Below are 25,227 nucleotides of genomic sequence, written 5' to 3' on the forward strand. Positions count from 1 at the left end.
GGGTCTAGAAGTCCATATTGACGAAGTTGTCGTAGGCGTACCCGTGTGCCTCCACCATGTGCTCGAACCGTCCAGTCCGGCGCGCCTCTGCAAGTTCCACGCGAAAGTCCTCGTCGTACCGAACATGAAGACCAGAGTCGATCCACTCGACGGCCTCGGGTATCTCCCTCTTTATGTATTCGTCGATTTCATCGAACAAGCCAAAGACTTCAGCTATGTCCGACTCTCCAGCCGGCATGAACGAGAACAGTGGGCTCTCGCGCACGCGCGTCAGACCGATCGGCACGGCGGCGTTGACGCCGGGCGTGTGCAGGAAGATGGTCGCCCCGTGGCCTTTCTCGAATCCGCCGTGCGAGTAAGGGTTCCTCCAGCGCTCTACGACGTCGAAGAGACGCTGCCAGTACCGGCCTGCCTCGTCCTCCTTGCCCAGGATGCGACCCCACTTTTCCCCCCAGCGCGAACCGATGATCTCGGTCAGGTCCTCCTTGCTGGGATCGAAGTCCGAGAACGCAAGTGCCAGCACCAGGTCATGCTCCAGCAGACTCACATACGCTGAAATTGCGGCGATCATGTCGTGAAAGGAGTTCAGCTGCATGCGAACCTTCCCGCTCTTGAATGTCCTCCACGTGACGCCTCCCGGATGCTCGCCCGACTCGTTCTCATCCTCGATGTGGCTGGGCTGCTCCGCACGCTCCCGGAAGTATTCGTATGCCCGGCGAAGCGAGGTGTGTTGGTTCCGTACGGTGGCGTTCCCCTTGCCGAGCAGATCCGGGGCAGCGTCAACGATGAGTTTCTCGACCGTGCGCATGGATGACCGAAGCTGTTTCGCAATCTGCTTCTGAGTCGTCAACGCCTCGTTCTCAGGGCGCTCGGTGCGGAGATAGAGGCGCAGGCCGAACTTCTGCATGGCAAGCGAGCAGCGCTCTCCGCGGTAGGTGAAGTTCACCCACCAAGCGACCTTCTCGCCCGGTCCATGCGCCGCACAGCCGATGAGTTTCAGCGCGTACTTGTAGAGGTCGGGAACCGGAGCATCGTTTGGATTTATGGTGATCCGGTAGGACGGAAAGTCATCCCAACGCGGGTCGTCACGATCCTCCGCAGCGACAACGCCGAAGTCCCTAAGCGCCGCTCGTTTCAGGCGCTCTGCTGCCTTGGTCTCCCCGTTAAGTGATTCCACGGGAACCAGCATGCCCGTGGACGGCGCGGCTTGTAGCCCCTTCCCCTGTTGACGAGGTATCGTTGGTTCAAGATTCAACGAGAACCCGTGCACCGGGGCCAGTGGCCAAGTGCAGGTCGCGTGAGCGGCAGCCCAGTCGGGCGGCAATCCATCCGACCACGCACGGGAGCACCCCATGAATCACACGACCCAGAAGCGATCGCTACTGGCGGCCGGCGACATCTCCGGCCTCATCGGCCTCAACCACGGCATCTACGGCGACATGCAGATGATGGCCCGTGGCTACAGCGGTCGCGCCGACGTCCTGCGAACCGCGGACGGGCGCGACCTCCGCGAATTGTTCGCGGAACTGGAGCAGGTCGCCTCGATCTCTAACGAGAGCCAGCAGCGCTTCGTGGACCTGTTCACCTTCCCGGTGACGTCCGCGGTCACCTCCGTCCTCCAGACCCTCGGGGCTGGTCCGACGTTCGAGGACGCATCCGAGTACGGCGTGCCGACGTCCAACCGCGCCCAGCACTCGACGCTCAACATGGGCGTGCCGTTCAAGTGGTTCGACGTGGCCTGGCGCTCGACGTGGCAGTACCTCGCCGACGCCACCGAGTCCGAGATCGCCGCCAACGCGGCCGCGATCGTCGCCGCTGACCGCGACAACGTCTTCGGCAAGGTCATGGGTACGGTCTTCCGCAACACCAACCGGAGCGTGACTGACAAGAAGTCGGGTCAGGTGTTCGACGTCCTCGCCTTCGCCAATGGAGACGGCTGGGTGCCTCCGGCCTACGAAGGCAATACCTTCCCCGGGACGCACACCCACTACCGGACGAGCGGCGCAGCGACGGTCAACTCGGCTGACCTGGACGAGATCGTCACCGACTTCAAGTCGCACGGCTACGCGAAGGAGAACGGCTCCCAGATCGTCATCTTCGTGAACGCGGTGGAAGGCGACGTCATCAACGGCTTCCGGGTCGCGACCGGGGCTAAGGCTGACTTCATCCCGAGCCAGGGCCAGTCGTTCTTCGCCACGGACGGTGACCTCATCGGCCAGCAGGCATCGGCCACGTTCGCCGGGTTCCCGGTCAAGGGCTCATATGACGAGGCGATCGTGATCGAGTCGACGCGCATCCCTGCCGGGTACGTCACCGCGTTGGCGTCCGGCGGCTCGCTCGCTTCGTCCAACCCGATCATGTTCCGCCAGCACCGCAGCCCCACCCTGCGGGGACTCCGGATCGTCGGAGGCAACAAGGACGACTACCCGCTCCAGGACTCGTACTGGGTGCGGGGCTTCGGCACCGGCGTCCGTCACCGTCTGGCCGGCATGGTCATGCAGATCAGTGCCTCCGGGTCGTACACCGCTCCGACGCTCTACACCACCTGAGCCACCGGCCCGGCGGGGGTTCAGTGACCTCCTCCCCCGCTGGGCCGGTCACCAAGGTCACTAGAGGTCGCAACTCAGGAGGAACCATGTTCATGTCCGCCATAGAAGATGCCGCTGCTCTGGTCCCGTGGGCCGAGGCGAACCAAGTCGCGATGCTGGACGAGAAGACGTCGATGGTCGTGCTACACGCTCTTGGCGGGCCGGTCCCCGAGGACTGCGCGGTGGGCGTTCCACTGCTCCGGTTCGCCACGGAGGGCGTCCCGGCTATGCCGCTGCTGGACGCGATGCTGGAGGACCCGCTCCCCCGGCACGACTCGCAGTCCTGCGACCGCTGCGGCAACGACAAGCGCTCGATCAACGACCGGCTCTGGATTCCGGCAGGCGCATCGGTGGTTGTCGTCGCGCTGTGCTGGTCCTGCAAGGCCTGCGTCTTCGAGCGGCCCGGCAAGCGGTCCTCGCTCGTCTGGAGTTGAGCTGACGTGGGCCACCGGAACAAGGTCACCCACTCCGAGGACTGGTGGGACATGTTGGCCCCGCCCACTGTCCTTCGGTGCGAGGGCCACTACAAGCAGGACGGCAAGCAGTGCCGCCGCGAAGCCGTCCCCGGAGCAAATGTCTGCGGCCAGCACGGGGGCCTCATCCCTGTAGTCCGAGACCGCGCCGCCGCCAGGATGGGCAACGCTGCCGACGACATGGTGCAGCGACTCCTCGCTTGGCTGGATGACCCCGGCGTGGACGCGCGAGACAAGGTCAAGATCGCGCAGGACATGCTCGACCGGGCCGGACTCAACGCAACCGGGAAGCTGCTGGTCGGCATAGGGGCCGTAGACCCGGTTGAGGCGCTGTTCCGGAACATCCTCAACGACCCGAACGGTCTGGCTCCGGCCCAGCCGATCGCCCACCAGCCATCCCCCGAAGTTCTCGCGTGGAACCTCGAGGCACTAGACGAGGACGAGCCCGATGACATCGTCGAGGCCGAAGTAGTCGAGGACAGCGCTCCCACCGCCCCCTCAGACGAGACGATGAAGACGACGCCGCCACCCCATATCCGCCGCGATCTGGAACGGCTGGGCCTGCTGTGAGGGGACCGGCCTTTGGCAGCATGCAGATTCCCACCAAGACCTGTCCAACGTGCGGTGACATGTTCTTCACGCAGGTGGGTTTGGACGAGCACACGCGGCTCGGACAGCACTACCGGTTCACCGGGCACCTGCACCCCCCGAGGAAGGCCGAGGAGCCCGCTGGACGGCCTCGCAATGCCGCGCCCTCACCGACGCCCACGCCGGTGCCGAGCGCGCCCGAGAGGGGCTACCGCATGAGCGAGGCTGCGCTGGCCAGGATGCGCCATGTCGGGCGCACCGTCGCAGCGATCCGTAGACGCTGCAACGACTGCCAGCGAGTACTTGGATGCGGCGGGATGGGACTCCACCAGAAAGCCAGCGGACATACCGGATGGACGGAAGTGCCGTGAACGGCCGGGCCTGCGCCGTCAAGGGCTGCGCGTGGCGCGGACCGAACCCGGACGCATGCCCGATGCACGCCGCCGACGAGGCGTGGGAGCGGCAGCCGAGCCTGCTGCCCGAGCATGTCGTCGTGCGACAGCAGACCCGGCACCGCCGTTAGCCAGGCCTCGTATGGCGAACCTCGGCGCGGTAGGAGGGCGTCACGACGCATGCGCGTGGCACCGGCGATCTGCCAACGTCCGGGGCCGCGCTCACATAGCCTGTGAACTCTGTCACCGATCGCCCGGGGGGCGTCTCGTGCTCGAGTTCCACAAGACCAAGAAGTCTGCTGCCGTGTTGAAGCACGGCATCATCGACTCCTACGCCCCTCCCTTCATCGGCAAGACGGGTAGCAGGTCGAAAGGCAACCGGGTGGCGTTCATCGACGGATATGCCGGCCCGGGCCGATACTCGAGTGAAGAGGAGGGCTCGGGGGCGATGCTGCTCCGGCACGCCAAAGCCCACGCAGGTATGCCGCGTACCGTCGAGTGCCACTTTGTGGAGGAGGACGCCGACACCATCGCCGCGTTGCGAACGGTGGTTGAAGATGAGGGTGACGGCGTAACCGTCACGGTCAACGATGGAGACATCTCGACTCACCTCCCCGACCTGCTGCAGCAGTGCGACGGCATCCCGCTCTTCGTCTACCTGGACCCGTGCGGGCTGGTGATCCCCTTTGCGGAGGTCGTCCAGATCTTCGACCGTCCAGCGGGCCGTGGACAACCGGCCACCGAGGTGTTGATCAACTTCTCTGCTGGAGCCCTCCGGCGGATCGCGGGCCACCTGACGAGCAAGACGCCGACCGAGGGGACCCTCGCCCGCATGGACGAGGTCTGCGGTGGCGACTGGTGGCGCCAGTCCTGGCTAGTCGAACTGCCCGACAAGGACGCCGCCGAGCAGGCCGTCGTCAACGGGTACGCCGAGAGGCTGTCGAAAGAGGCAGGTCACGCTGGCCACTGGGTCATTGACGTCCGGCAGCGTGCCGGGCTGAAGCCCCTCTACTACCTGGTGTTCGCGTCGCGCCACCTCGCCGGGTTGGAGTACTTCGGCGAGGCGTCCTCGCTCGGTCTCGAGAAGTGGCGCCGGGTCTCAGCACAGCAAGCAGCTGTCGGCACCCTCTTCGGTGACGACGATTCCTGGGTCGAAAACTTCAAGGCGGAGGAGGCCAGGTTGAAGGAGGAGTGGATCGACACCCTCGCCAACAACCTTGAATCCGAGTTGGCCAAGGGCGAGCCGTTCCGCGTCCTCGATCGGTACGACGAGGTCTTCGGGGACCTCGCCGGAGTAGCCCGGGGCCTTCACCTGCGCGCCGCGATGAAGAAGGTACTTGCTGCGGGCCTCACAACCACGAGCCCCGTGGGCGTGAAGGAACTGCTTCAGTTGACGCTCAAGCCTGTGTAGCGACGGGCATCTCGTCCCAAAGTCGACCGTCGAGTTCTCTGCCGTTGCTCTTGGGCGTTCGTCCACCCCACTGCTTGAAAAAGAACGAGACCTTCTGGTCCCTACACTCGTCCCGAAGTTCGCGGACCCACTCGGGGTCTAGCGGACGATGGTTCGGGCCACTCTCACCGCCCGCGATCAGCCAGTGCATGCCGGTGAGGTTGAGTCCGGTGAGTGATCCCAGCAACGGCTCAGCCGAGACGAACCGAGTTGCAGCAGGCACGCGGCGCAGCTCGTCCAACCGCCACAATTGCTCGGACGTCTCGACGCTCACGCCGAGCCACACGTTGCTCGGCCAAGGAAGTTCATCGGCCATCCGGGCCGCACGCCGAGGCCGCTTCGTGAGCAACTGGTAGGTGTGCCGGGGCGTCTCCTCCATCACCTGGAAGACGTCGCGGATGAACGCCGACGACACCCGAGCGTGGAACAGATCGGACATGCTATTGACGAAGATGACGCGCGGCGAGGCCCACCGTCGCGGGATGTCCAAGGCCGACGGGTGCTCGGTGATCGCAAAGCCTGGGCCGCTCGTGCGCGGGTCGCCGTCCTCTTGATACTTCGGGTTGCCCATCGCTTTTAGGCGTTTGGCCAGGGCCAAGGCGTAGCAGTTGTCGCATCCCAGGCTGATGCGGTCGCAGCCAGTGGTGGGGTTCCACGTGGCTTCGGTCCACTCGATTCCGCTGCCGTCTGCCATGACTACAAGGTATGTCACCAGCCACCGACAGTTCAGCAAGACAAGGTCGTTTCGGACGAGGCCTAGCGTCCTCAGGAGTCGGCCAGTACGCTACTCCTTGTCAACCTACGAGGGGTCGTTGATCCACACCTCCTCGACCTCGGGGTCGTCGAGGAACTGCTGCAGCGGCCCGAAGCCCGACACCCGGGCCACCAGCTCCCCGACCATCACCCCGTCGTCGGCGATCGGTGCGACGGCGCCGGTCAGGCTGAGCTCGTCGTGGTCGCGGACGACGTCCTCGGCGATGCGGCGTACGACGGGAGCCTCGCGCTGCGGGTCGACGCCCTCGCGGCGCACCCGCTCGCGGACGTCGGCGTCGAGCCGCTCGACGAGCTCGTCGTGCGCGGCCGAGGCACGATCGGCCGCCAGACGGTCCACGGACATGGTGGTTCCTGCTTCCCCGAGAAGGTGCACCGTGGACGCTACCCAGCCCTGAGCACGGGAAACAGGGGTCAGGTAAAGGTTGTGGACAACCTCGCCTCACGGCTCCGGGAGCGGCCGCACCTCGCCGATGGTCCACGCGCTCTCGTCCACCAGCGGCTCCGCCAGCCACCCGGTGACGACGCGGCGGTAGTCGAGGGTGTGCTGGTAGCCGCTGTGCGTGAAGACCGTCGGACCGGGATCGCCGGCAGCACGCGGCGGCACCTCGGGGGTGCACACGTCGTGGTCGGAGTCTGCGTCGGAGAAGACCCGCCAGCCCAGCGGATCGGCGCGCCGGAACAGGTTGACCCAGCCGTCGTGCCCGAGCAGGTCCCACAGGGTCGGCGTCGTCGCACCCGGCGGCGACACGTGTTCGACGACCGCGCCGTCACTCGGCACGTCGGGCTGCACGTCGGTGAAGGTCGGAGTGCCGTCGGTGGCTGCGTAGCCCAGCACGCCGGGCCCCAGCACCCGCGGGAAGATCCTGCCGTAGAGCGCCCGCAGCTGGCTGCCGTACGTCACGAACCTGACGTGCCGCAGCTCGTCGGGGTCCAGGCGGATCAGCGTCGCCGCCGCGATCAGCGAGCCCTGGCTGTGCCCGGAGACCACGACCAGGCCGCGTCGCTCGAGCCCCCACCGGATCCGCGTGGTCATCTCCGGCACCACGCGCTCGGCGTAGCAGGGCGGGCTCAGCGGGTGGGCCGCGCGCGGCCAGAAGGTCGTCAGGTCCCACAGGATGCCGACCGCCTTGCGGGTCGCCTCCGACCGGCGGACATAGCTGCTCAGCAGGACCAGGCCGGCGCTGAGGCCGAGCACGACGTAGAGCGACAGGCTCGCGACCAGGTGCGGCAGGTCGCTGCGCCACTGCGGGAAGAGCGTGCTGACGAGGGTGTTGGGCGGCAGGCCCGTCGCCGACAGGCACAGCAGCAGCAGGACCGACACCACCGTCACGCCGCCCAGCAGCTCGATCATCCGCTCCGCGCGGTGGGCGTACGCCGCCCGCAGCCGCTTGTGGCGGACGTCGACCCGTGACTCCGTCGGCACGTCCTCCTTCTCCACCAGCCTCTTGATGGGGGCCTTGAGCCGCCGGTGCAGGCGGACCCAGCAGGCCGTCGCGATGAGGCCCGACAGGACGGCCCACAGGACCTGCACGATCGGCGCCCAGACCAGCACCTGCGGCAGCACCAGCGGGGTCGTCGGGGGCTCGGCGACCTCGAGCCGGACCCGCCCGTCCGCGGCGAGGGAGAGGATCTTGCCGCTCACCGTCACCTCCGCCCCGGAGACGAAGCCCGGCGTCTCGGGGTGGCACGACGCGGGGACGGCGTCGCCCTCGTCGACCCAGCAGGTGTCCGCGAGCAGCAGCGTCTCGTCCTCCATCTGCAGCGTGCCGTCCAGCACGACGGTGTCGGGCAGCGTGCGGCGCAGCAGGCCCTCGGTGACCTCGGCGGTGTCCACCACCACCGAGCCGCGCAGCAGCTGCGGGGTCTCCCCCATCACCACGATGCCGTCGCGCAGCACCGCGCCCTTCGCGAGCGCGACAACCAGGTCGGCCTCGGCACCGGTCACCTCCTGCGGCGGCGTCGAGTCCTCGACCGCCTTCTGGTCCGACGTCAGGTCCGAGACCGACTGGTCGGGGCCGTTGAGGTAGTCCGAGGCTGCGGTCACGGCCGCGGTGGTGAAGAGCAGCCCGATCCAGCCGGCGGCCCCGATCAGCACGGCCGCCCCGCCGCCGTTCCAGGCCTGCGCGCGCCGCTTCTTCTCCGGGCGCCCCTGTCGCAGCTGCCAGACCAGCATGGCGACGAAGAAGGCCATGGCGAAGGCGCCCGACGCGGCCAGCACCCGCTGCACCTGCTCGGTGGTCCGGTCGGTGCCGAGGCTCAGCCCGGCCGCGATCGCGACGCCGGCGATGAAGAGGACGATCGTCAGCGTCGCGGGCAGGGCCGTCAGGCGCCCGGCGACGAAGACGGCGATGTTGACCGCCGACAGGGCGACGAAGACCCCGATGAACCACAGGTTGTGGCCGAACCAGCCGGCGCCGGAGTCCCACTCGCGGGAGCCCTCCGCCGACGCGACGTACAACCAGAGGAGCCGGGTGACGACCAGCAGCACGGTGAGCCGCAGCAGCCGTCGCGCCCAGCGGTCGGCAGGGCCTGAGCCGTCCACCTCGGGCGCCCGGTGCTCCAGGTCCTGCGGGTGCAGCCGCGCCGCCGCCCCGAACGCGACGACCAGGACCGCGATCGCCGCGAGCGTCCAGGCGCTGGGGCGGTCCGCGAGGCGGTCGACCTGCACCCCGACGTACGCCATCACGGTGGCGATGCCGGCGGAGAGGTGGATCCGCTGGAGCCGGAGCGTGCGGCGGGTGGACGACCAGAACCGCGTGTCCTGCAGCAGGTGCTCACCGCCGCCCGTGCCGTCGCTGTCGAGGCACGACTCGTAGCGCGCGAGCGACTGGCGCGAGAGGAACCACATCACGCCGATGCCGGCCAGCGGCACGACCGCCGCCACCGCCAGCCGCTGGCTCGGGGCCAGGAACATCATGAAGTCCAGCAGGCCCGGCAGCACGTCGCAGCTCTTCGTCCCGCCGCGGTAGCACTGCCACGCCACCAGGTCGAGGGAGACGAAGCAGGCCGTCAGCACGATCAGCATCGTCAGCAGGAGCGCCGCCCAGCGCACCACCACGGCACCCCAGACGCCGCGCCGGTCGTGGAGCCCGACGTGGAGGCGCGCCCAGTAGGCCAGGTTGATCAGGGCGAAGGGCAGCAGCCCCAGCCACAGCACCCGCTGCACCCAGCCCAGCGCGCCGCGGACCGCGGAGGTGAGGGCCCCCCAGCTGTAGGCCTCGACCGCATGTCCGGGTCGCAGCTCGCGACGCGGCAGCGCCCCGTCGGCGCGGAACACCCCGGTGATGCCGTCACCCGCGACCTGGCGCGGGTCCTTGGCCCCGAGCATCGACGAGGGCGACGTGCCGTGCACGCCGTGGACGCGCAGCTCCAGCGCGGCGCGCGGCTCCGGCCCCGGGTCGACGCGTACGGCAGTCCCGAGGTCCCGACACCAGCGCCACCGGGCCAGGATGCCCATAGGGGCATGCTGGCCCTCGCGCGGGCGTGGGTAAAGGAACGGCCGCCCTGGTCTAGCCGCGACCCAGTGGCGCGAGCGGCCTAGGCGCCGGTCTCGAGCCGGAAGCCGACGCCGCGGATCGCGACGACCTTCTCGCCGGCGTCGGCGGCCTCGAGCTTGCTGCGCAGGCGGCCGATGGTGACGTCGAGGGTCTTGGTCGAGCCATACCAGTTCTGGTCCCAGACCTGGTTCATCAGGGTCTCGCGCGGCACGACCTTGTCGTGGTGGGACGCGAGCACCGCGAGGACGTCGAACTCCTTGGCGGTCAGCGCGATCTCGCGCTCGCCGAGGTGCACGCGGCGCGAGGCCGCGTCGATCTTGAGCCCCGAGGCGGTGGTGACGGTGGTGCCCTCCTGGACGACCTGCGTGCTGCGACGCAGCAGGGCGCGCACCCGCGCGAGGAGCTCGGCGAGACCGAAGGGCTTGGCGAGGTAGTCGTCGGCGCCGACGTCGAGGCCGACCACGCGGTCGAGCTCGCCGGCCCGGGCGGTCACCATGATGATCCCGCCGAGGTATCCACCGGCCCGCATCTGGCGACAGACGTCGATCCCGTCCATGTCGGGGAGGCCGAGATCGAGGATGACGACGGCCGGCGCCTGCTCGATGACGAACGACACCGCCTCTGCGCCACCCGAGACGCGAGTGACCTCGTAACCCTCTCGCTCCAGGGTGCGCATCAGGGGGACGGCGATGTCTTCCTCGTCCTCGACCACCAACACGTCATGCACCATGCGAAGGAGCATAGAGGGAGGGTCAGCGGTTGGTGACGTGATTGCCCATGTCAGCGGTCTGCGTGACGACCGTCTGGGCCGGGACCGCGGGAGCCTGCTCGCCGGGCCCGAGCACGACGGCTCCGGAAGCCAGGAGGACTGCGACCGGGATCAGCATGATGCGGGACATGTCACCAAGCATCCGGTCCGCAGATCCACACCCGACCCTCATGGTGGTGACACAAGGTAAAAGATTCCGGGTCACGCGTCGAAGACGTCGCCGAGCTCCGCGACCCGTTCGAGGACCTGGTCGAGGGTGAGCTGCTCGAGTGCCAGCTCGTCCTCGGCGCCGGCCTCGACCTCGTCCCAGGTGAGCGGGGTGGCGGCGGTCGGACGCTCCCGGCCGCGCAGCGAGTAGGGGGAGATCGTGGTCTTGGAGCCCGAGTTCTGCGACCAGTCGAGGAACACCTTCCCCGGCCGCTTGGCCTTCGTCATCGTGGCCGTCACCAGGTCCGGGTGCTCCTGCTGCAGCGTCTCGGCGACCTCCTTGGCCAGTGCGGTCGTGCCGTCGCTGTCGAGCTCGCCGGGCAGGGGGGCGTAGAGGTGGAGCCCCTTGCTGCCGCTCGTGACCGGCGTACAGCCCAGGTCGCGCTCGGCGAGCGCGTCGCGCACCATCAGGGCCACCTGCGCGCACTCGTGGAGGCCGGCCGGGTCGCCCGGGTCGAGGTCGATCACGAGGCGGTCGGGGTGGCGCGGCGTGCCGTCCGGGTCGACCGTCCACTGGTGCACGTGCAACTCGAGGGCAGCGAGGTTGGCCAGCCACGTGAGGGTCGCGAGGTCGTCGCAGATCGGGAAGCGCAGGATCGAGTCGCCCTTGCCGGTGCGCGAGCCCGTGGTCGGCACCTCGACCGTCCGCACCCACGAAGGCGTGCCGGGCGGTGCGTTCTTCTCGAAGAAGCTCGACCCCTCCACCCCGTGCGGCCACCGGATCCGGGTGACGGCCCGGTCCTTCAGGTGCGGCAGCAGCACCGGCGACACCTGGGCGTAGTAGTTGAGCACCTCGCCCTTGGTCGTGCCCGTGCGCGGGTAGAGCACCTTGTCCAGGTTGCTGATCGAGAGGGTGCGCCCCTCCACGTCGACCTGGATCTCGTTGGTCGGGGTCATCGGCCGATCCCGATCACCGGCACGCGCGCAGGGTCCAGGATCCGGACGAGCGACCGGACGAACCTGCGCGGAGCGCTGACGCACCCGGCCGTCGCCCCGCGCCCGTTGACGTGCAGGAAGATGCCGGAGCCGCGGTGGCGGACCTGCTCGACGTTGAAGTCGGTGACGATCGACCACTCGTACTGGTGGGCGTAGTCGGTCAGCCGCTCGGAGGAGTTGGGGTCCGACGACGGCAGCCACCACCGGAAGCCGCCCTGGCGCTGGTTGCGCAGCCGGTTGTAGAAGCGCGAGGCGTTGTCCTGCACCCAGTGGTCGCCGCGGCGGATCCGGTGGTGGGGCAGCGCCGCGCTCGGGTCCGCCCCGTGGGTGCCGAAGGTCGACGGGAGGCCGTAGGTCCCCAGCGGGGTCGTGCCCGTCCCCTGCACGCGACGCTCCCCCGCCACCAGCCCGCCGTAGCCGGTGCGGCCGTCGGTGGTCGTCAGCTGCCTGCGCCAGCCCTCGCCGGTCAGCCGCCACAGCGAGACGCGCGCCCGGACGCCGCGGGTGTGGCTGACGGTGACGACCTGCGTGGTGCCGGCGCGGAGCTCGACGCGTACGCCGCCGAGGCGGACGACCTCCGCCGCTGCGGGCGCCGGCGAGGTAGCCGCCGTCGGGAGCGGCGCGAGCAGACCGGCCACGAGCACCGCGCCGGCGACCAGCCCCTTCACAGGTCCTCCGGGGACACGTCGTCGCGCACGCCCTGGAACGACGGCTGGCGCAGCCGCTCGTAGCCGACGCCGTTTGTTTTGACGTCGACCACCACCCGCGGCTCCACCCAGAAGGTGCCCTCCGCGTCCACCCGCGGGACCTCGTCGACGAACGGGGACGCGTCGCTCGCCAGCGGCGCGAGCAGCGCCGCCAAGCGGGTGCTGGTCGCCCCGGCGATGCCGCTGCCGACCCGCCCGCGGTAGCGCAGGCCGTCGGCGGTCTGCTCGCCGACCAGCAGCGCGGCCAGCCGGTTCGTCGTACCGACCTGGGGGCGCCAGCCGCCGACGACGAAGGAACCGCGGTGCCGGTGGGCGAGCTTGCGCCAGTCGTCGCTGCGCTGGTCGAAGCGGTAGCGAGAGGTCCGGCGCTTGCTCACGACACCCTCCAGCCCCTGCTGCAGGGTGGCGTCGAACAGCATGTCGCCGTCGTCGTACGCCGCCGGGACCTGCCACGTCGAGTCGCCGAGCGGCAGCTCCTCGAGCAGCGCCCGCCGCTCCTCCAGCGGCCGATCGGCGAGGTCCTCGCCGTCGAGGCGGAGGAGGTCGAAGACCATCAAGGTGGCAGGAACGCTCTTCACCAACCGCGCCACCTCCTGGGCGTTGCGCAGGTGCATGCGGTGCTGCAGCACCCGGAAGTCGGGGACGCCGCGCTCGTTGAGGGCGATCACCTCGCCGTCGACCAGCAGGTCGCGGTCGCCGAGCGGCGGATCGCTGAGGTCGGGCCACGCGGCCGTGACGTTGTTGTCGTTGCGGCTGGTCATCCGCACCACCGCGTCGCGGACGTCGACGAGGACGCGCACGCCGTCCCACTTGACCTCGTGCAGCCACTGCGCGCCCGTCGGCACACGGTCGGTCTTGGTGGCGAGCATGGGACGCATGGGACATGCTTACCCCATGCGAGCGATCTGGAAGGGTGCCGTCTCCTTCGGCCTGGTCAGCGTCCCGGTCAAGCTGTACGCCGCCACCGAGAGCCACGACGTGTCCTTCCGCCAGGTGCACGCGAAGGACGGCGGCCGGATCAAGTACCAGCGCGTCTGCTCCCTCGACGGCGAGGAGGTGGCCTACGCCGACATCGCCAAGGGCTATGAGACCGAGGACGGCGAGATGGTCATCCTCACCGACGACGACATGGCCGAGCTGCCGGCGACGTCGTCGCGCGAGATCGCGGTCGAGAAGTTCGTCCCGCGCGAGCAGATCGACCCGCTGCTCTTCGAGAAGTCCTACTACCTCGAGCCCGAGGGCGCCGGCGCCAAGCCCTACGCCCTGCTCCGCCAAGCGCTGCTGGACGCCGACCGGATGGCGGTCGTCACCGTCGCGCTGCGCCAGCGCACCAGCATCGCCGTGCTGCGGGTCAAGGACGACGTGATCGTGCTGCAGACGATGATGTGGCCCGACGAGATCCGCACCCCTGACTTCTCCGTGGAGCCCGGCGACGTCAAGCCCGCCGAGGTCAAGATGGCCCACATGCTCGTCGAGACGCTGGCCGGCGACTTCGACGCGAGCGAGTTCGAGGACGACTACGCCGGTGCCGTCGAGGCGCTCGTGAAGTCGAAGATCGAGGGCGGCGAGATCAAGCGCACCGAGACCTCCACCAAGACCTCCGGCGAGGTCGTCGACCTGCTCGCGGCCCTGCAGAAGTCGGTGGCCGCCGCGAAGACGGCCCGCGGCGAGGAGACCGAGGACGCCGACGAGAAGCCGGCGACGAAGTCCTCGGCCGCGAAGAAGGCGCCCGCCAAGAAGACCGCCGCGAAGAAGGCGCCGGCCAAGAAGGCCGCTGCGAAGAAGACCACCGCCAAGAAGACGGCTGCGAAGAAGCAGGCCAAGAAGGCCAGTTAGGGGCCGGCCGCTCGAGCTGGGCCGCTCGAGCGGCGGCGGATCCACGTTCTCGGCGTACGAGATGTGGCTGGACCACCGCTCGCCGGGGGCTGCGGCGGGACGCGACGGTCAGCGGTGGCACAGCCACCTTTTCGGCGTACGAAATGTGGCTGGACCACCGCTCGCCGGGGGCCGCGGCTGACCCGACGGTTCGGCACCGGCCAGCCGTCCGGGACGGGGCGCGGCGTCGAGGCCCCGTAGCCGGGACGGGAGTACGTCACCAGCCGGAGGCCGGCGCGTTACGCGGCGTCCCAGACGAGCGGGTCGACGATCGCGGCGCTCGGGGTGCCGGAGTGGTAGACGAACGGGAAGCCGTCGGGGTCGCCCCCGGTCCGGTGCTCCAGCGAGCGGCCGTCGGCCAGGGCGAGGGCCAGCGCATCGGGGACGGCCACGGTCGATCCTCGCACGCTCATGCGCCGACCTTCAGCGCGCCACCCACCTGCTCACGCAGCAGCGCGGACACCTCGGCCGCGACGGCGACGGCGAGGTCGCTGGCGGGCTCGCCGTCGATCTCCGGCACCACGTGGTGGACGATGCCGTCGGCCAGCAGGTCGGTGGCCCGCACCCGCTGCCGCTCGGCCATCTCGGGCGCGTGGTCGACGTCGCCGTGCACGATGACGCTCGCGCCCTCGGGCGGGAGCGGCGAGAGCCAGGCGTGCTCGGTGGCGACCACGGTGCGCGCGGGGAGGAAGGCGAGCGCCCCTCCCCCGCATCCCTGGCCGAGGATCACCGAGACGGTCGGCACCGTCATCGTCGTCAGGGTCGCGATGCAGCGGGCGATCTCTCCGGCGATGGCGCGCTCCTCGGCGTCCGGCGACAGCTCGGCACCCGGGGTGTCGATGACGGTCACCAGCGGCAGGTCGAGCTCCTCGGCGAGGCGCATGCCGCGGCGGGCCTCGCGCAGGGCACCGGGCCCCATCGCGTGGCCCGGCGCCTGCCGCGCCCGGTCCTGGCCGACGACGACGCACGGCTGGTCGTCGAGGCGGGTCAGCGCGACCATCACCGTCGAGTCACGCTCGCCCTCGTCGGTGCCCCTCAGCCGGACGGTGCCCGAGGCGCCGTGGGCGAGCAGGTCGCGCAGCCCGATCCGGTCCGTACGACGGGTGCGCTCGATGCTGTCCCAGGCGCTGACCCCGGCCAGTGGTCGTCGTGCGCGTGCCGGCAACCGGCCCGGGCCGGGGGCGTCGACCAGCACGGCGAGGGCGAGGTCGACCATCGCCGGCAGGTCCTCGACCGCGACGACGCCGTCGATGACCCCGACGGCGGCGAGGTTCTCGGCCACCTGCACGCCGGGACGGAACGGCCGTCCGTTGAGGGCCTCGTAGACCTTGGGGCCGAGGAAGCCCACCAGCGCGCCGGGCTCCGCAACCGTGACGTGGCCGAGCGACCCCCACGAGGCGTAGACGCCACCCGTGGTGGGGTGCCGCAGGTGGACGAGGTAGGGCAGTCCGGCGGCACGGTGGTCCATCAGCGCGCGGGAGATCTCGGCCATCCGCACGAAGGCCGGCGTGCCTTCCTGCATCCGGGTGCCGCCCGACGCGGTGCTGGCCAGCAGCGGCAGGCCCTCGGCGGTGGCCCTCCGGACGGCGGCGATGATCCGGTCGGCCGCGGCCCGGCCGATGGAGCCCGCGAGGAAGCCGAACTCGTTGACCACCACGGCCACCGGCCGGCCGCGGACCTCGCCGCGTCCGGTGAGCACCGACTCGTCGGTGCCCGCCCTGGCGGCCGCCGCCTCGAGCACGGCGCGGTAGGACTCGTCCACGCCGGAGAGGTCGATCGGTGCGTCCCAGGAGGTGAAGGTGCCCTCGTCGAGCACCAGGTCGAGCAGCTCGGGCGCGCTCCAGCGTCGGGTCACGGGGTCCCCGCGGCGTGGTTCGGGGGAGCGCAGCGGAGGAGGAGAACGCCGCGGGGTGTGCTCACGCTCCGCCTCCCCCGACCCAGGCCCGGATCTCGTCGGCGTGCTGGTCGAGCAGCGGTGGGGCCGCGTGGTCGCGCCGGGTGACCTCGGCCCCCTCGGCGTCGAAGAACCGCAGCGGCGGGCCGGGCAGGGTCAGGTGGCCGAGGGTGGCGTGCTCGACGTCCACCAGCAGGCCCTGGCTGGCGACCTGGTCCCACTCGTAGACCTCGTCGAGCGTGCGCACCTTGCCGGCCGGCACGCCGACCTCGGCGAGGCGGGCCAGCAGCGGCTCGGCGTCCCAGTCGGCGAAGGCCTCCTCGACGACCTCGATGACGCGCTCGCGCTGGGCGACCCGCTCCTGGTTGGTGGCGAGCCCCTCGGCGTCGGGGTCGAGGCCGAAGCCCTCGCAGAAGCGTTTCCAGAGGCCCTCACTGCCGAGCGCGATCTGCACCGCTCCGTCGCGGCAGTGGAAGAGGCCGTAGGGCGCGATGGAGGGGTGGTGGTTGCCCTGGGCGCGGCCGACCTCCCCGGCGACCGTCCAGCGGGTGCCCTGGAAGGCGTGCACCCCGACCACGGACGCGAGCAGCGACGTGCGCACGACGGTGCCCTTGCCCGTGGCGTGCCGCTCGTGGAGCGCGGCGAGCACGCCGTAGGCGCCGTACATCCCGGAGAGCAGGTCCGCGATCGGTACGCCGACGCGCTGCGGGTCGTCGGGCCCCGAGCCGGTCAGCGACATCAGGCCGGCCTCGCCCTGGGCGATCTGGTCGTAGCCGGCACGACCGCCCTCGGGTCCGTCGTGGCCGAAGCCGGTGATCGAGAGGACGACGAGGCGCGGGTTGCGGCGCATCAGCTCCTCGATCCCGAGGCCGAGCCGCTCCAGCACGCCGGTGCGGAAGTTCTCCACCAGCACGTCGGCGCGATCGATCAGGCCGAGCAGGACGTCCTTGTCGGCCGGGTCCTTGAGGTCGAGCGCGATGGACTCCTTGTTGCGGTTGGTGCACAGGAAGTACGTCGACTGGCGGGCGTCGGGCTCGCCGACGAACGGCGGCCCCCACCCGCGGGTGTCGTCGCCGCTGCCGGGCGACTCCACCTTGATCACGCGGGCACCGAGGTCGCCCAGCATCTGGGTGGCGTGCGGTCCCGCGAGGGCGCGCGTGAGGTCGACGACCAGCAGGTCTGCGAGCGGTCCGGTCATGTCGGTCACCAGCCCGGGAGGACCAGCGCGGCCCAGACGAGGAGGGGTCCGACCAGGGTGACGATGACGCCGTAGCCCAGGATCTGCTTGTAGTAGACCGGCTCGCTGATGGAGTCGGGCCTGTTGGCCAGCATGAGCGCGCCGTTGGTGCTGAACGGGCTCACGTCGACGATCGTCGACGACACCGCGAGCGCGGCCACGAAGAGGGCGGCGTTGATGCCGCCGTCCGCGATCAGCGGCACGCCGATCGGGATGATCACCGGGAGCAGCGCGGTGGAGGAGGCGAAGGCCGAGACGACACCGCCGACGTAGCAGAGGATCAGTGCGCCGATGGCGGCCGCACCGAGGCCGGCGGCCCAGTTGCCGACGAACTCCGGGGAGCCGGCAGTCGTGAGGATGGTGGCGTAGGTGCTCACACCGGCGACCAGCAGCACGGTCGGCCAGGCGATCTGCTTGACCGCGTCCTTGTGCTCGTTGGGCGCGAGCATCGCCAGGATGACGGCGGCGGTGATCGCGACGAAGCCGATGTTCTTGTCGAAGACCAGCGCGACCAGCGCCACGCCGACGAAGGCGACGAGCGTCAGGACCTGGTCACGGCGTACGCCCTGGGCCTGGGTGCCGGTGGGGGCCGACGTGCCGTAGCCGCGGGCGGGAACGGTGGCGCCGCCACGGTGCAGGTCGTCGTCCAGCGTGTCGGGGTCGTCGGGGTCGATCCGCATCGCCATCAGCTTGCGCCCGCCCAGCACCACGAAGAGGATCGCGGCCATCACGGTGTTGACGACCAGGCTGGCCAGGAAGACGGTGATCTCGCTCGAGGGCAGGCCCGCGTCCTCCATCACCGAGTTGGTGATGACGCCGTAGATGCTGATCGGCGAGAACCCGCCGGCCTGCGCGCCGTGGACGACGAACATGCCCATCATCAGCGGGCTGATGCCGTAGCGGCCGGCGAAGCCGAGCGCGATCGGGCCGATGATGGCGCAGGCCGCGGGGCTCACCGCGCCGATGCCGGTGAGGACGGCGGTCACGCCGAACATCACCCAGGGGATCAGCGCCACGCGCCCGCCGACGCCGCGCACGGCGGTGCGGACGATGAGGTCGACCGTCCCGTTGTTGCGCGCGATGGCGAAGAGGTAGGTGACACCGATGAGGGTGAGGATCAGGTCGCCGCTGACACCGGCGAGGATCTCCTTCTCGTCGAGGTCGAGGGCGTACATCCCGACGAACCACGCGGCGACGTAGGCCAGCGCTCCCATGTTGATCGGCAACAGCGTGCCGATCACGAACAACGCGACCAGGGCGAGGATCGCCACCCATTCCGGACCCATGCGAGAACCTCCGACTTCGATGCCGCACGGCGGGGACCGGTGGTGACCCTCATCACGCGCTTGGCTCAGTGGCCTAGCCAATAGGACAATGAGCCGCGAGTCAATAGTCTGTCCCCATGTCCGAGTCGTTTCCTCCCCGGCTGCTCCGCACCCGGCTCTACGAGCAGGTGGCCGCCCAGATCTCCTCGTGGATCGGTGAGAACGGCCTCGTCGCCGGCGACCGGCTGCCCCCCGAGCGCGAGCTCGCGCAGCGCCTCGGAGTGAGCCGGGCGACCCTCAGCCAGGCGCTCGTGGCCCTCGAGGTCGTGGGCGTCGTCGACGTACGGCACGGCGACGGGACCGTGGTCACCGCGCGCCACCAACAGTCGACCCGCATCGTCGAGGCGATCCGCAGCCACGCCGACCGGCTCCCCGAGATCATCGAGACCCGCGACGCCCTGGAGACCAAGATCGCCGCCCTGGCCGCGGCCCGACGCACCGACGACGACCTCGCCCGGATCGACGACGCCCTGGCGTTCATGGAGGCCGACATCGAGGCCGGCGGTCGCGGCGTGGAGGGTGACGAGCGGTTCCACGGCGCCGTCACCGCGGCCTCCCACTCGCTGCTGCTGGCCCGGCTGATGGACGAGATCGGCGACCTGGTCAAGGAGACGCGGCTCGAGTCGCTCGGCCAGCCCGGCCGACCGCAGGACTCCCTCGCCGGCCACCGCGCCATCGCCGACGCGATCCGCGCCGGCGACCCCGACGCCGCGGCCGCCGCCATGCACGCCCACGTCGAGATGGTCAGCGACGTCGCCCTGCTGCGCGAGGCGCAGTGACCCTGACCGAGGCGCTCCTGGTCGTCGCGACCGGGCTGGGCGCCGGCGTGCTCTCCTCCACCGTCGGCGTCGCGTCCCTGCTGAGCTTCCCGGTGCTCGTCGCCCTCGGCCTGCCGCCCGTGGTCGCCAACGTCTCCAACACCCTCGGCCTGATCCCCGGCGGGCTCGGCGGGGTCGTCGGCTACCGCGCCGAGGTGCGCGAGGCCGGGCCGATCGCGCGGGTGATCGTCCTCGTCTGCGCCCTCGGGGCCGTGGCCGGAGCGGCGCTCCTTCTGGGCCTGCCGCCCGGCGTGTTCGAGGCCGTCGTGCCGTGGCTCATCCTCTTCACCTGCCTGCTCGTCGGCGCCCAGCCGCGGATCGCCGGCTGGCTGCGCGCGCGCCACGGCGAGCGCCACGTGGAGCGGCGGCACATGTCACCGGTCACCGCCGGGTTCGCGACGCTCACCGGGGTGTACGGCGGCTACTTCGGCGCCGGTGCGGGGGTGATGATGGTCGCCGTCCTCGGGCTCGGCACCGACCTCGAGCTGCGCATCATCAACGGCCTGAAGACCCTGTCGCTGATGGTCGGCAACATCGTCGCCGGCCTGGTCTTCGTTTTCGTGGCCCACCCGCGCTGGGACGTCGTCGTGCTGCTCGCCGCGGGGTCGCTCGTCGGCGGCTACGTCGGCGCGCGCATCGGCCGCAAGCTGCCCGACGCCGTCTTCCGCTGGGCCGTCGTCGCGGCCGGCATCACCGCCGCGGTGCTGATGCTCTGATCCCGGTCGCGGGTGAGGACAGCAGGCCGCGCACCACCCGCAGGCCCACGGAGAGACGGGCCAGCTCGGCGGTCTCCTCGCGGCAGATCTCCTCCAGCGTCGCGGCCGAGCGGCCGACGAGCTCCTCGTCGGCGTTCTCCCACTCCGCCACCCGCGCCGGCGCGCTGTCGGCGGGACTGGTGGTCTCGAGCACCCGGGCGGTGAGCTGCTGGTGGACGCCGTAGAGGTCGTCGCGCAGCGCGGCCCTGGCCATGGTCTGCCAGCGATCGTCGCGCGGCAACGCGAAGATCCGCTCGACCAGGGCCGGCAGGCCGAGCCGCTCGCCGAGCGCGAAGTGCACGCGCGCCACCTCGACCGGGTCGAGGTCGAGGCGATCGGCGGTCTCGACGATGCCGAGGAGGGCGTACGCCGGCGCGAGCACGGCGACGTGCGAGGCGAGGTCGTCGGGCACACCCTGGGCGCTCAGCCGCTTCTCACGGGCGGTGTAGTCGTCGAGCTCACGACCGCTCATGATGCTCGGCAGCTCGGCCATGACGGCCTGCACCCGCTCGCGGAAGAACGCGACGGTCGCCCGGGAGTCGAGCGGCGGGCGGCGGTTGCTCACCAGCCAGCGCGACGCGCGCTCCACGAGCGTGCGCATCTCGATCCGCATCCGGGTCTGGCGCTCGGCGGGCACCTTGTTGTCCAGGGCGGCGATCGCCTCGCGCAGCGGCAACGAGCCGAAGATCTCCCGCGCCACGAAGTTGGCGCGCGTCAGGTCGGCCGGGCTCGCGCCCGTCTCCCCCGCGAGGCGCGGCCAGAACGTCATGCCGGCGCCGTTGACCAGGTCGTTGACCACCTGGGTCACGATGATCTCGCGACGCAGCGGGTGGTCCTCCATGGCCGCCTCGAGGTCCGGCTTCATCCGGCTCGGGAAGTAGGCCAGCAGGTCCTCGCGCAGGTAGGGGTCGTCGGGCAGGTCGGAGCCGATCAGCTCGTCGGCGAGCACGATCTTGGTCCACGCCAGCAGCACCGAGAGCTCCGGCCCGGACAGCGCCTGCTTGCGGTCGAGGCGACGACGCACCTGGCGCGTGCTCGGCAGCCCTTCGAGCTCGCGGTTGAGCACGCCGCGCTTCTCCAGGGCGCGCATCCAGTCCTCGTGCACGTGGAGCAGGGAGGGCGCGTGCGCCTCGGCGTTGGCCAGCGCGAGGTTCTGCTCGTAGTTGTCGCGCAGCACCAGGCGGCCGACCTCGTCGGTCATCTCGGCGAGCAGGTGGTTGCGGGCGGGCTCGTCCATCGCGCCCGAGCGGACGACCTTGTCGAGCAGGATCTTGATGTTGACCTCGTGGTCGGAGGTGTCCACCCCGGCGGAGTTGTCGATGAAGTCGGTGTTCATCCGACCGCCTCCGCCACCGGCGCCGTGGCGGGCGTACTCCACCCGGCCGAGCTGGGTGAACCCGAGGTTGCCGCCCTCGCCGATGCACGTGGCGCGGAGGTCCTCGCCGTTGACGCGGATCGCGTCGTTGGCCTTGTCGCCGGCGTCGGCGTTGGTCTCCTGCGACGACTTGACGTAGGTGCCGATGCCACCGTTCCAGAGCAGGTCGACCGGCGCGAGCAGGATCGCCCTCATCAGCTCGGCAGGGGTCAGCGCGGTCACGTCGGCGCCGAGGCCCAGCGCGGTGCGGACCTGGGCGGAGACCGGGATCGACTTGGCCGAGCGTGGCCACACGCCGCCACCCTCGGAGATCAGCGAGCTGTCGTAGTCCTTCCAGCTCGAGCGCGGCAGCTCGAAGAGGCGCTTGCGCTCGGCGTACGACGACGCGGCGTCGGGATCGGGGTCGATGAAGATGTCGCGGTGGTCGAAGGCCGCCACGAGCCGGGTGTGCTCGGAGCAGAGCATCCCGTTGCCGAAGACGTCGCCGGACATGTCGCCGATGCCGACCGCGGTGAAGTCCTCGGCCTGGCAGTCGACACCCATCTCGCGGAAGTGCCGCTGCACGGAGACCCAGGCGCCCTTGGCGGTGATGCCCATCGCCTTGTGGTCGTAGCCCACCGAGCCGCCGGACGCGAACGCGTCACCGAGCCAGAAGCCGTAGTCCTTCGCGACACCGTTGGCGATGTCGGAGAAGGTCGCGGTGCCCTTGTCGGCGGCCACGACGAGGTAGGTGTCGTCGCCGTCGTGGCGTACGACCTCGGGCGGCGGCTCCGTCTCGCCGTCGACGAGGTTGTCGGTGATGTCGAGCAGGCCCGAGATGAAGGTCTTGTAGCAGGCGACGCCCTCGGCCAGCCACGCGTCGCGGTCGGCCGGGTCGGGCAGCTGCTTGCAGAAGAACGCACCCTTCGCCCCCACCGGGACGATGACGGTGTTCTTGACCATCTGCGCCTTGACCAGCCCGAGGACCTCGGTGCGGAAGTCGTCGCGCCGGTCGGACCAGCGCAGGCCGCCGCGCGCGACCGCGCCGAAGCGCAGGTGCGAGCCCTCGACGCGCGGGCTGTAGATGAAGATCTCGTAGCGGGGCCGCGGCTCGGGCAGGTCGGGGATCGCCGACGGCTCGAGCTTGAAGCTCATGTAGGGGCGGGCCTGGCCGTCGGCCGTGCGCTGGAAGAAGTTGGTGCGCAAGGTGGCGCGCACGAGCGTGCGGTAGGAGCGCAGGATGCGGTCGTGGTCGAGGCTGACCACGTCGTCGAGCGCCTTGGCGAGCCGATCCTCGATCGCCTCCACCTTGGAGACCCGCGCCTCGGCGTCGGCGGCCAGCACGCGGTCGCCGCGGCCCGGGTCGAAGCGGCTCTCGAAGAGCTCTACGAGCAGGCGGGTGATGTCGACGTTGCTCCGCAGCGCCTCCTCGATGTAGTCGAGCGCGAAGGGCGAGTTGCCCTGCTTGAGGTACTTCGCGTAGGCGCGCAGCACGGTGGCCTGGCGCCAGGTCAGCCCGGCAGCGAGGACGAGCTGGTTGAAGCCGTCGATCTCGTTGTAGCCGTCCCACACGGCGCGCAGCGCCTCGGCGAACAGGGTCCGCTCGTGGGGCGGGAGGACGCGGCCGTGGCGCAGGCCGAACTCGTAGATGTACGACGGTCGCGACAGGCCCTCGAGCTCGTAGGGGCGCTCGTCGACGACCTCGACGCCCATCGAGGTGAGCATCGGGAGCATCGTGCTCAGCGACAGGGGCTCACCGACGCGGAACACCTTGAGCCGCGACTCGCCGCGGCGGTAGGTGCCGCCCCGCCCGTCCTGGTCGAAGAGGGCCAGGTCGATGCCCTCGTCGCCCTGGATGTCCTCGATCCGGCCGAGGTCCAGCGCCGCGCGCTGGGGGCTGTAGTCCTCCTTGTAGGCCTCGGGGAAGGCGTTCGCCCAGGCCCTCGCGAGCTGGGAGCCGCGCTCCTCGCCGTACTCGCTGACGACCGCGGCCATGAAGTCGTCGCGCCAGGAGCGGGACGCCTCGGTGAGGCGGCGCTCGAGCTCGGGGACGTCGACGTCGGGGATGTGGCCGCCCTTGGGCGGGTGGACGACGAAGTGCACGCGCGCGGTCGTCGACTCGTTGACGCGGGCGGTGAACTCGACGTGCTCGCCGCCGAGGTAGTCGCGCAGGATGTCGGAGAACCGCTCGCGCACGGCGGTGCTGTAGCGGTCGCGCGGCAGGTAGACCAGCACCGAGACGTAGCGGCCGTAGGTGTCGCGACGCACGAAGGCGCGCAGCTGGCGGCGCTCGCGGGCGAACATGACGTCCTGGGCCACGGGGGCCAGCTCGGCTGGCGAGGTGTGGAAGAGCTCGTCGCGCGGGTAGTTCTCGAGGGTGTCCATCAGCGCCTTGCCGGCGTGGCTGTGCGGGTCGAACCCGGTCCGGCGCATCACCTCGGTGACCTTCTCGCGCAGCACCGGGATCCGGGTGACGGACTCGGTGTAGGCGGCACTGGAGAAGAGGCCGAGGAAGCGGCGCTCGCCGACGACCTCACCGTCGGCGCCGAACGTCTTCACGCCGACGTAGTCGAGGTACGCCGGACGGTGCACGGTGGCGCGCGAGTTGGCCTTGGCCAGCACGAGCAGCGTCTTCTCCCGCGCCTTGGCCTTCACCAGCGGCGGCAGCTTGGCGAAGGCGCTCGACAGGTCCTGGTCGTGACGCAGGATGCCGAGACCGGAGCCCGGGACGGCACGCAGCCCGCACTCGTCGGGCGCGCCCTCCTCCGCCTCGAGCTGGTACTCGCGGTAGCCGAGGAAGGTGAAGTGGTCGTCGGCCAGCCACGTGAGGAAGTCGCGCCCCTGGGCCACCTCGTCGGGCGGCAGCGGCGGCGGGTCGTCGGTGAGCTCGCCGACCACCGAGAGCACCTGGGCGTGCATCTTGGCCCAGTCCTCGACCGACTCCCGGACGTCACGCAGGACCCGCTGCACACCCTCGGTGATGTCGGCGGCCTCCGCGTCGTCGGTGCGGTCGATCTCGACGTGCATCCACGACTCGTCGCCGGTCTCGGAGGTGCGGGACTGGGGCTCCTCGACGCGCGAGGACACCTTCTGGAGCGCGCCGGTGATGTCGCGCTCGACGGAGAACTGCGGGTGGACGACGGGGTGCACGTTGTGACCGAGGCGGTTGAGCTCCATGGTCACCGAGTCGACGAGGAACGGCATGTCGTCGGTGACGACCTCGACCACCGAGCGGCCCGCGGCCGACCAGCCGGACTCGGCGCTGGTGGGCGTCACGACCCGGACCGCCGCCGTGCCCTGCGGACGCGACGCGGCGAGCTCGCGGTGCGAGGCCAGCGCCCCGAACAGATCCTCCGGGGAGCGCTCGGCGACCTCCTCCGGAGCGACGTGGCGGTAGTAGGCGTGGAGCAGGTCCCCCCACTCCGGGTGCGCTTGGGTCGCCGCGTCGAGCTGATGGTCCTTGGTCTCCTCAGGCGTCGCCACGCTCCGACCATAGAACCCGTCGTGTGACCCTCACAACACAGGCCCCTACCCGCTAGTCACGACGGGCGCTGGGCCATGATGGGCGAGCAGATCGGCACCACACGC

At 70.4% G+C, this 25,227-nt stretch carries 21 protein-coding genes; 7 read left to right on the top strand and 14 right to left on the bottom strand.

Annotation, left to right across the window (positions count from 1 at the left end):
- Nucleotides 1-4: 4 nt before the first annotated feature.
- Complete coding sequence (locus JWN97_RS17655) at nucleotides 5-1,177, bottom strand: hypothetical protein (RefSeq protein ID WP_297625715.1); 1,173 nt, start codon at nucleotides 1,175-1,177, stop codon at nucleotides 5-7.
- A 175-nt stretch (nucleotides 1,178-1,352) separates the two neighbouring features.
- Between JWN97_RS17655 and JWN97_RS17660 the strand changes: the two genes are divergently transcribed.
- The 4 genes from JWN97_RS17660 (at nucleotide 1,353) to tcmP (ending at nucleotide 5,452) form a co-directional block, all read left to right on the top strand.
- Nucleotides 1,353-2,549, top strand: coding sequence for a hypothetical protein (locus JWN97_RS17660; protein ID WP_297625718.1), 1,197 nt, complete (start codon nucleotides 1,353-1,355; stop codon nucleotides 2,547-2,549).
- A gap of 86 nt (nucleotides 2,550-2,635) precedes the next feature.
- Nucleotides 2,636-3,022: a hypothetical protein gene (locus JWN97_RS17665; protein WP_297625721.1), complete on the top strand. Its 387-nt coding sequence runs from the start codon at nucleotides 2,636-2,638 to the stop codon at nucleotides 3,020-3,022.
- 6 nt (nucleotides 3,023-3,028) lie between these two features.
- Nucleotides 3,029-3,631 (top strand): hypothetical protein, encoded by a 603-nt coding sequence (locus JWN97_RS17670; protein ID WP_297625725.1) that lies wholly within the window; start codon nucleotides 3,029-3,031, stop codon nucleotides 3,629-3,631.
- A 678-nt stretch (nucleotides 3,632-4,309) separates the two neighbouring features.
- Nucleotides 4,310-5,452: a three-Cys-motif partner protein TcmP gene (tcmP, locus tag JWN97_RS17675; protein ID WP_297625728.1), complete on the top strand. Its 1,143-nt coding sequence runs from the start codon at nucleotides 4,310-4,312 to the stop codon at nucleotides 5,450-5,452.
- On the opposite strand, the gene JWN97_RS17680 is transcribed toward tcmP, so the two are convergent.
- The 8 genes from JWN97_RS17680 to ligD (JWN97_RS17715) form a co-directional block, all read right to left on the bottom strand.
- A complete protein-coding gene (locus JWN97_RS17680) occupies nucleotides 5,439-6,185 on the bottom strand; it encodes a phage Gp37/Gp68 family protein (RefSeq protein WP_297625731.1) in 747 nt (248 codons plus the stop codon). The genes tcmP and JWN97_RS17680 overlap by 14 nt on opposite strands.
- 105 nt (nucleotides 6,186-6,290) lie before the next feature.
- On the bottom strand, nucleotides 6,291-6,608 hold the full coding sequence (locus tag JWN97_RS17685; RefSeq protein WP_297625734.1) for a hypothetical protein: 318 nt from the start codon (nucleotides 6,606-6,608) through the stop codon (nucleotides 6,291-6,293).
- A gap of 96 nt (nucleotides 6,609-6,704) precedes the next feature.
- Nucleotides 6,705-9,722 carry a hypothetical protein gene (locus JWN97_RS17690; RefSeq protein WP_297625737.1) on the bottom strand — a complete coding sequence of 1,006 codons (3,018 nt, stop codon included), beginning with the start codon at nucleotides 9,720-9,722 and terminating at the stop codon, nucleotides 6,705-6,707.
- Between the two features lie 80 nt (nucleotides 9,723-9,802).
- Nucleotides 9,803-10,489, bottom strand: a complete 687-nt coding sequence (locus JWN97_RS17695; RefSeq protein WP_363321311.1) for a response regulator transcription factor — start codon at nucleotides 10,487-10,489, stop codon at nucleotides 9,803-9,805.
- Between the two features lie 25 nt (nucleotides 10,490-10,514).
- Nucleotides 10,515-10,661: a hypothetical protein gene (locus tag JWN97_RS17700; RefSeq protein WP_297625743.1), complete on the bottom strand. Its 147-nt coding sequence runs from the start codon at nucleotides 10,659-10,661 to the stop codon at nucleotides 10,515-10,517.
- A gap of 71 nt (nucleotides 10,662-10,732) precedes the next feature.
- Entirely contained in the window at nucleotides 10,733-11,635 is a 903-nt protein-coding gene (gene ligD, locus JWN97_RS17705) for a non-homologous end-joining DNA ligase (RefSeq protein WP_297625746.1), read from the bottom strand.
- A complete protein-coding gene (locus JWN97_RS17710; protein WP_297625749.1) occupies nucleotides 11,632-12,342 on the bottom strand; it encodes a L,D-transpeptidase family protein in 711 nt (236 codons plus the stop codon). Before JWN97_RS17710 ends, ligD (JWN97_RS17705) begins: the two co-directional genes overlap by 4 nt.
- Nucleotides 12,339-13,259, bottom strand: coding sequence for a non-homologous end-joining DNA ligase (gene ligD / locus JWN97_RS17715; protein WP_297625752.1), 921 nt, complete (start codon nucleotides 13,257-13,259; stop codon nucleotides 12,339-12,341). The genes JWN97_RS17710 and ligD (JWN97_RS17715) overlap by 4 nt, the downstream gene beginning before the upstream one ends.
- 16 nt (nucleotides 13,260-13,275) lie before the next feature.
- On the opposite strand from ligD (JWN97_RS17715), the gene JWN97_RS17720 reads away from it, so the two are divergent.
- Entirely contained in the window at nucleotides 13,276-14,217 is a 942-nt protein-coding gene (locus JWN97_RS17720) for a Ku protein (protein ID WP_297625755.1), read from the top strand.
- 278 nt (nucleotides 14,218-14,495) lie between these two features.
- On the opposite strand, the gene JWN97_RS17725 is transcribed toward JWN97_RS17720, so the two are convergent.
- The 4 genes from JWN97_RS17725 to JWN97_RS17740 form a co-directional block, all read right to left on the bottom strand.
- The gene (locus JWN97_RS17725) at nucleotides 14,496-14,648 is read right to left on the bottom strand and encodes a hypothetical protein (RefSeq protein WP_297625758.1); all 153 of its coding nucleotides are present in this window, start codon (nucleotides 14,646-14,648) and stop codon (nucleotides 14,496-14,498) included.
- Nucleotides 14,649-14,665: 17 nt separating this feature from the next.
- Nucleotides 14,666-16,111: a carboxyl transferase domain-containing protein gene (locus JWN97_RS17730; RefSeq protein WP_297625761.1), complete on the bottom strand. Its 1,446-nt coding sequence runs from the start codon at nucleotides 16,109-16,111 to the stop codon at nucleotides 14,666-14,668.
- Nucleotides 16,112-16,172: 61 nt separating this feature from the next.
- A complete protein-coding gene (locus JWN97_RS17735; RefSeq protein WP_297625764.1) occupies nucleotides 16,173-17,348 on the bottom strand; it encodes a CoA transferase in 1,176 nt (391 codons plus the stop codon).
- Between the two features lie 5 nt (nucleotides 17,349-17,353).
- Complete coding sequence (locus tag JWN97_RS17740) at nucleotides 17,354-18,673, bottom strand: SLC13 family permease (RefSeq protein ID WP_297625767.1); 1,320 nt, start codon at nucleotides 18,671-18,673, stop codon at nucleotides 17,354-17,356.
- Nucleotides 18,674-18,789: 116 nt separating this feature from the next.
- On the opposite strand from JWN97_RS17740, the gene JWN97_RS17745 reads away from it, so the two are divergent.
- Together JWN97_RS17745 and JWN97_RS17750 are read left to right on the top strand one after the other, a co-directional pair.
- Nucleotides 18,790-19,491: a FadR/GntR family transcriptional regulator gene (locus JWN97_RS17745; RefSeq protein ID WP_297625770.1), complete on the top strand. Its 702-nt coding sequence runs from the start codon at nucleotides 18,790-18,792 to the stop codon at nucleotides 19,489-19,491.
- A complete protein-coding gene (locus JWN97_RS17750) occupies nucleotides 19,488-20,246 on the top strand; it encodes a sulfite exporter TauE/SafE family protein (protein WP_297625773.1) in 759 nt (252 codons plus the stop codon). Before JWN97_RS17745 ends, JWN97_RS17750 begins: the two co-directional genes overlap by 4 nt.
- Here JWN97_RS17750 and JWN97_RS17755 read toward each other — a convergent pair.
- Nucleotides 20,221-25,122 (bottom strand): NAD-glutamate dehydrogenase, encoded by a 4,902-nt coding sequence (locus tag JWN97_RS17755; RefSeq protein ID WP_297625776.1) that lies wholly within the window; start codon nucleotides 25,120-25,122, stop codon nucleotides 20,221-20,223. The two genes, JWN97_RS17750 and JWN97_RS17755, sit on opposite strands and share 26 nt — an antisense overlap.
- Nucleotides 25,123-25,227: the final 105 nt, after the last annotated feature.

This window comes from Nocardioides sp., assembly GCF_025965415.1.
Taxonomy (GTDB): Bacteria; Actinomycetota; Actinomycetes; order Propionibacteriales; family Nocardioidaceae; genus Nocardioides.

Excerpts from the sequence above, each read along its gene's own strand:
- JWN97_RS17690 (WP_297625737.1), bottom strand. The coding sequence starts at position 9,722 with ATGGGCATCCTGGCCCGGTGGCGCTGGTGTCGGGACCTCGGGACTGCC.
- JWN97_RS17720 (WP_297625755.1), top strand. The coding sequence starts at position 13,276 with ATGCGAGCGATCTGGAAGGGTGCCGTCTCCTTCGGCCTGGTCAGCGTC.
- ligD (WP_297625752.1), bottom strand. The coding sequence starts at position 13,259 with ATGCGTCCCATGCTCGCCACCAAGACCGACCGTGTGCCGACGGGCGCG.
- ligD (WP_297625746.1), bottom strand. The coding sequence starts at position 11,635 with ATGACCCCGACCAACGAGATCCAGGTCGACGTGGAGGGGCGCACCCTC.
- JWN97_RS17665 (WP_297625721.1), top strand. The coding sequence starts at position 2,636 with ATGTTCATGTCCGCCATAGAAGATGCCGCTGCTCTGGTCCCGTGGGCC.
- JWN97_RS17680 (WP_297625731.1), bottom strand. The coding sequence starts at position 6,185 with ATGGCAGACGGCAGCGGAATCGAGTGGACCGAAGCCACGTGGAACCCC.
- JWN97_RS17685 (WP_297625734.1), bottom strand. The coding sequence starts at position 6,608 with ATGTCCGTGGACCGTCTGGCGGCCGATCGTGCCTCGGCCGCGCACGAC.
- JWN97_RS17660 (WP_297625718.1), top strand. The coding sequence starts at position 1,353 with ATGAATCACACGACCCAGAAGCGATCGCTACTGGCGGCCGGCGACATC.
- JWN97_RS17740 (WP_297625767.1), bottom strand. The coding sequence starts at position 18,673 with ATGGGTCCGGAATGGGTGGCGATCCTCGCCCTGGTCGCGTTGTTCGTG.
- JWN97_RS17735 (WP_297625764.1), bottom strand. The coding sequence starts at position 17,348 with ATGACCGGACCGCTCGCAGACCTGCTGGTCGTCGACCTCACGCGCGCC.
- JWN97_RS17745 (WP_297625770.1), top strand. The coding sequence starts at position 18,790 with ATGTCCGAGTCGTTTCCTCCCCGGCTGCTCCGCACCCGGCTCTACGAG.
- JWN97_RS17700 (WP_297625743.1), bottom strand. The coding sequence starts at position 10,661 with ATGTCCCGCATCATGCTGATCCCGGTCGCAGTCCTCCTGGCTTCCGGA.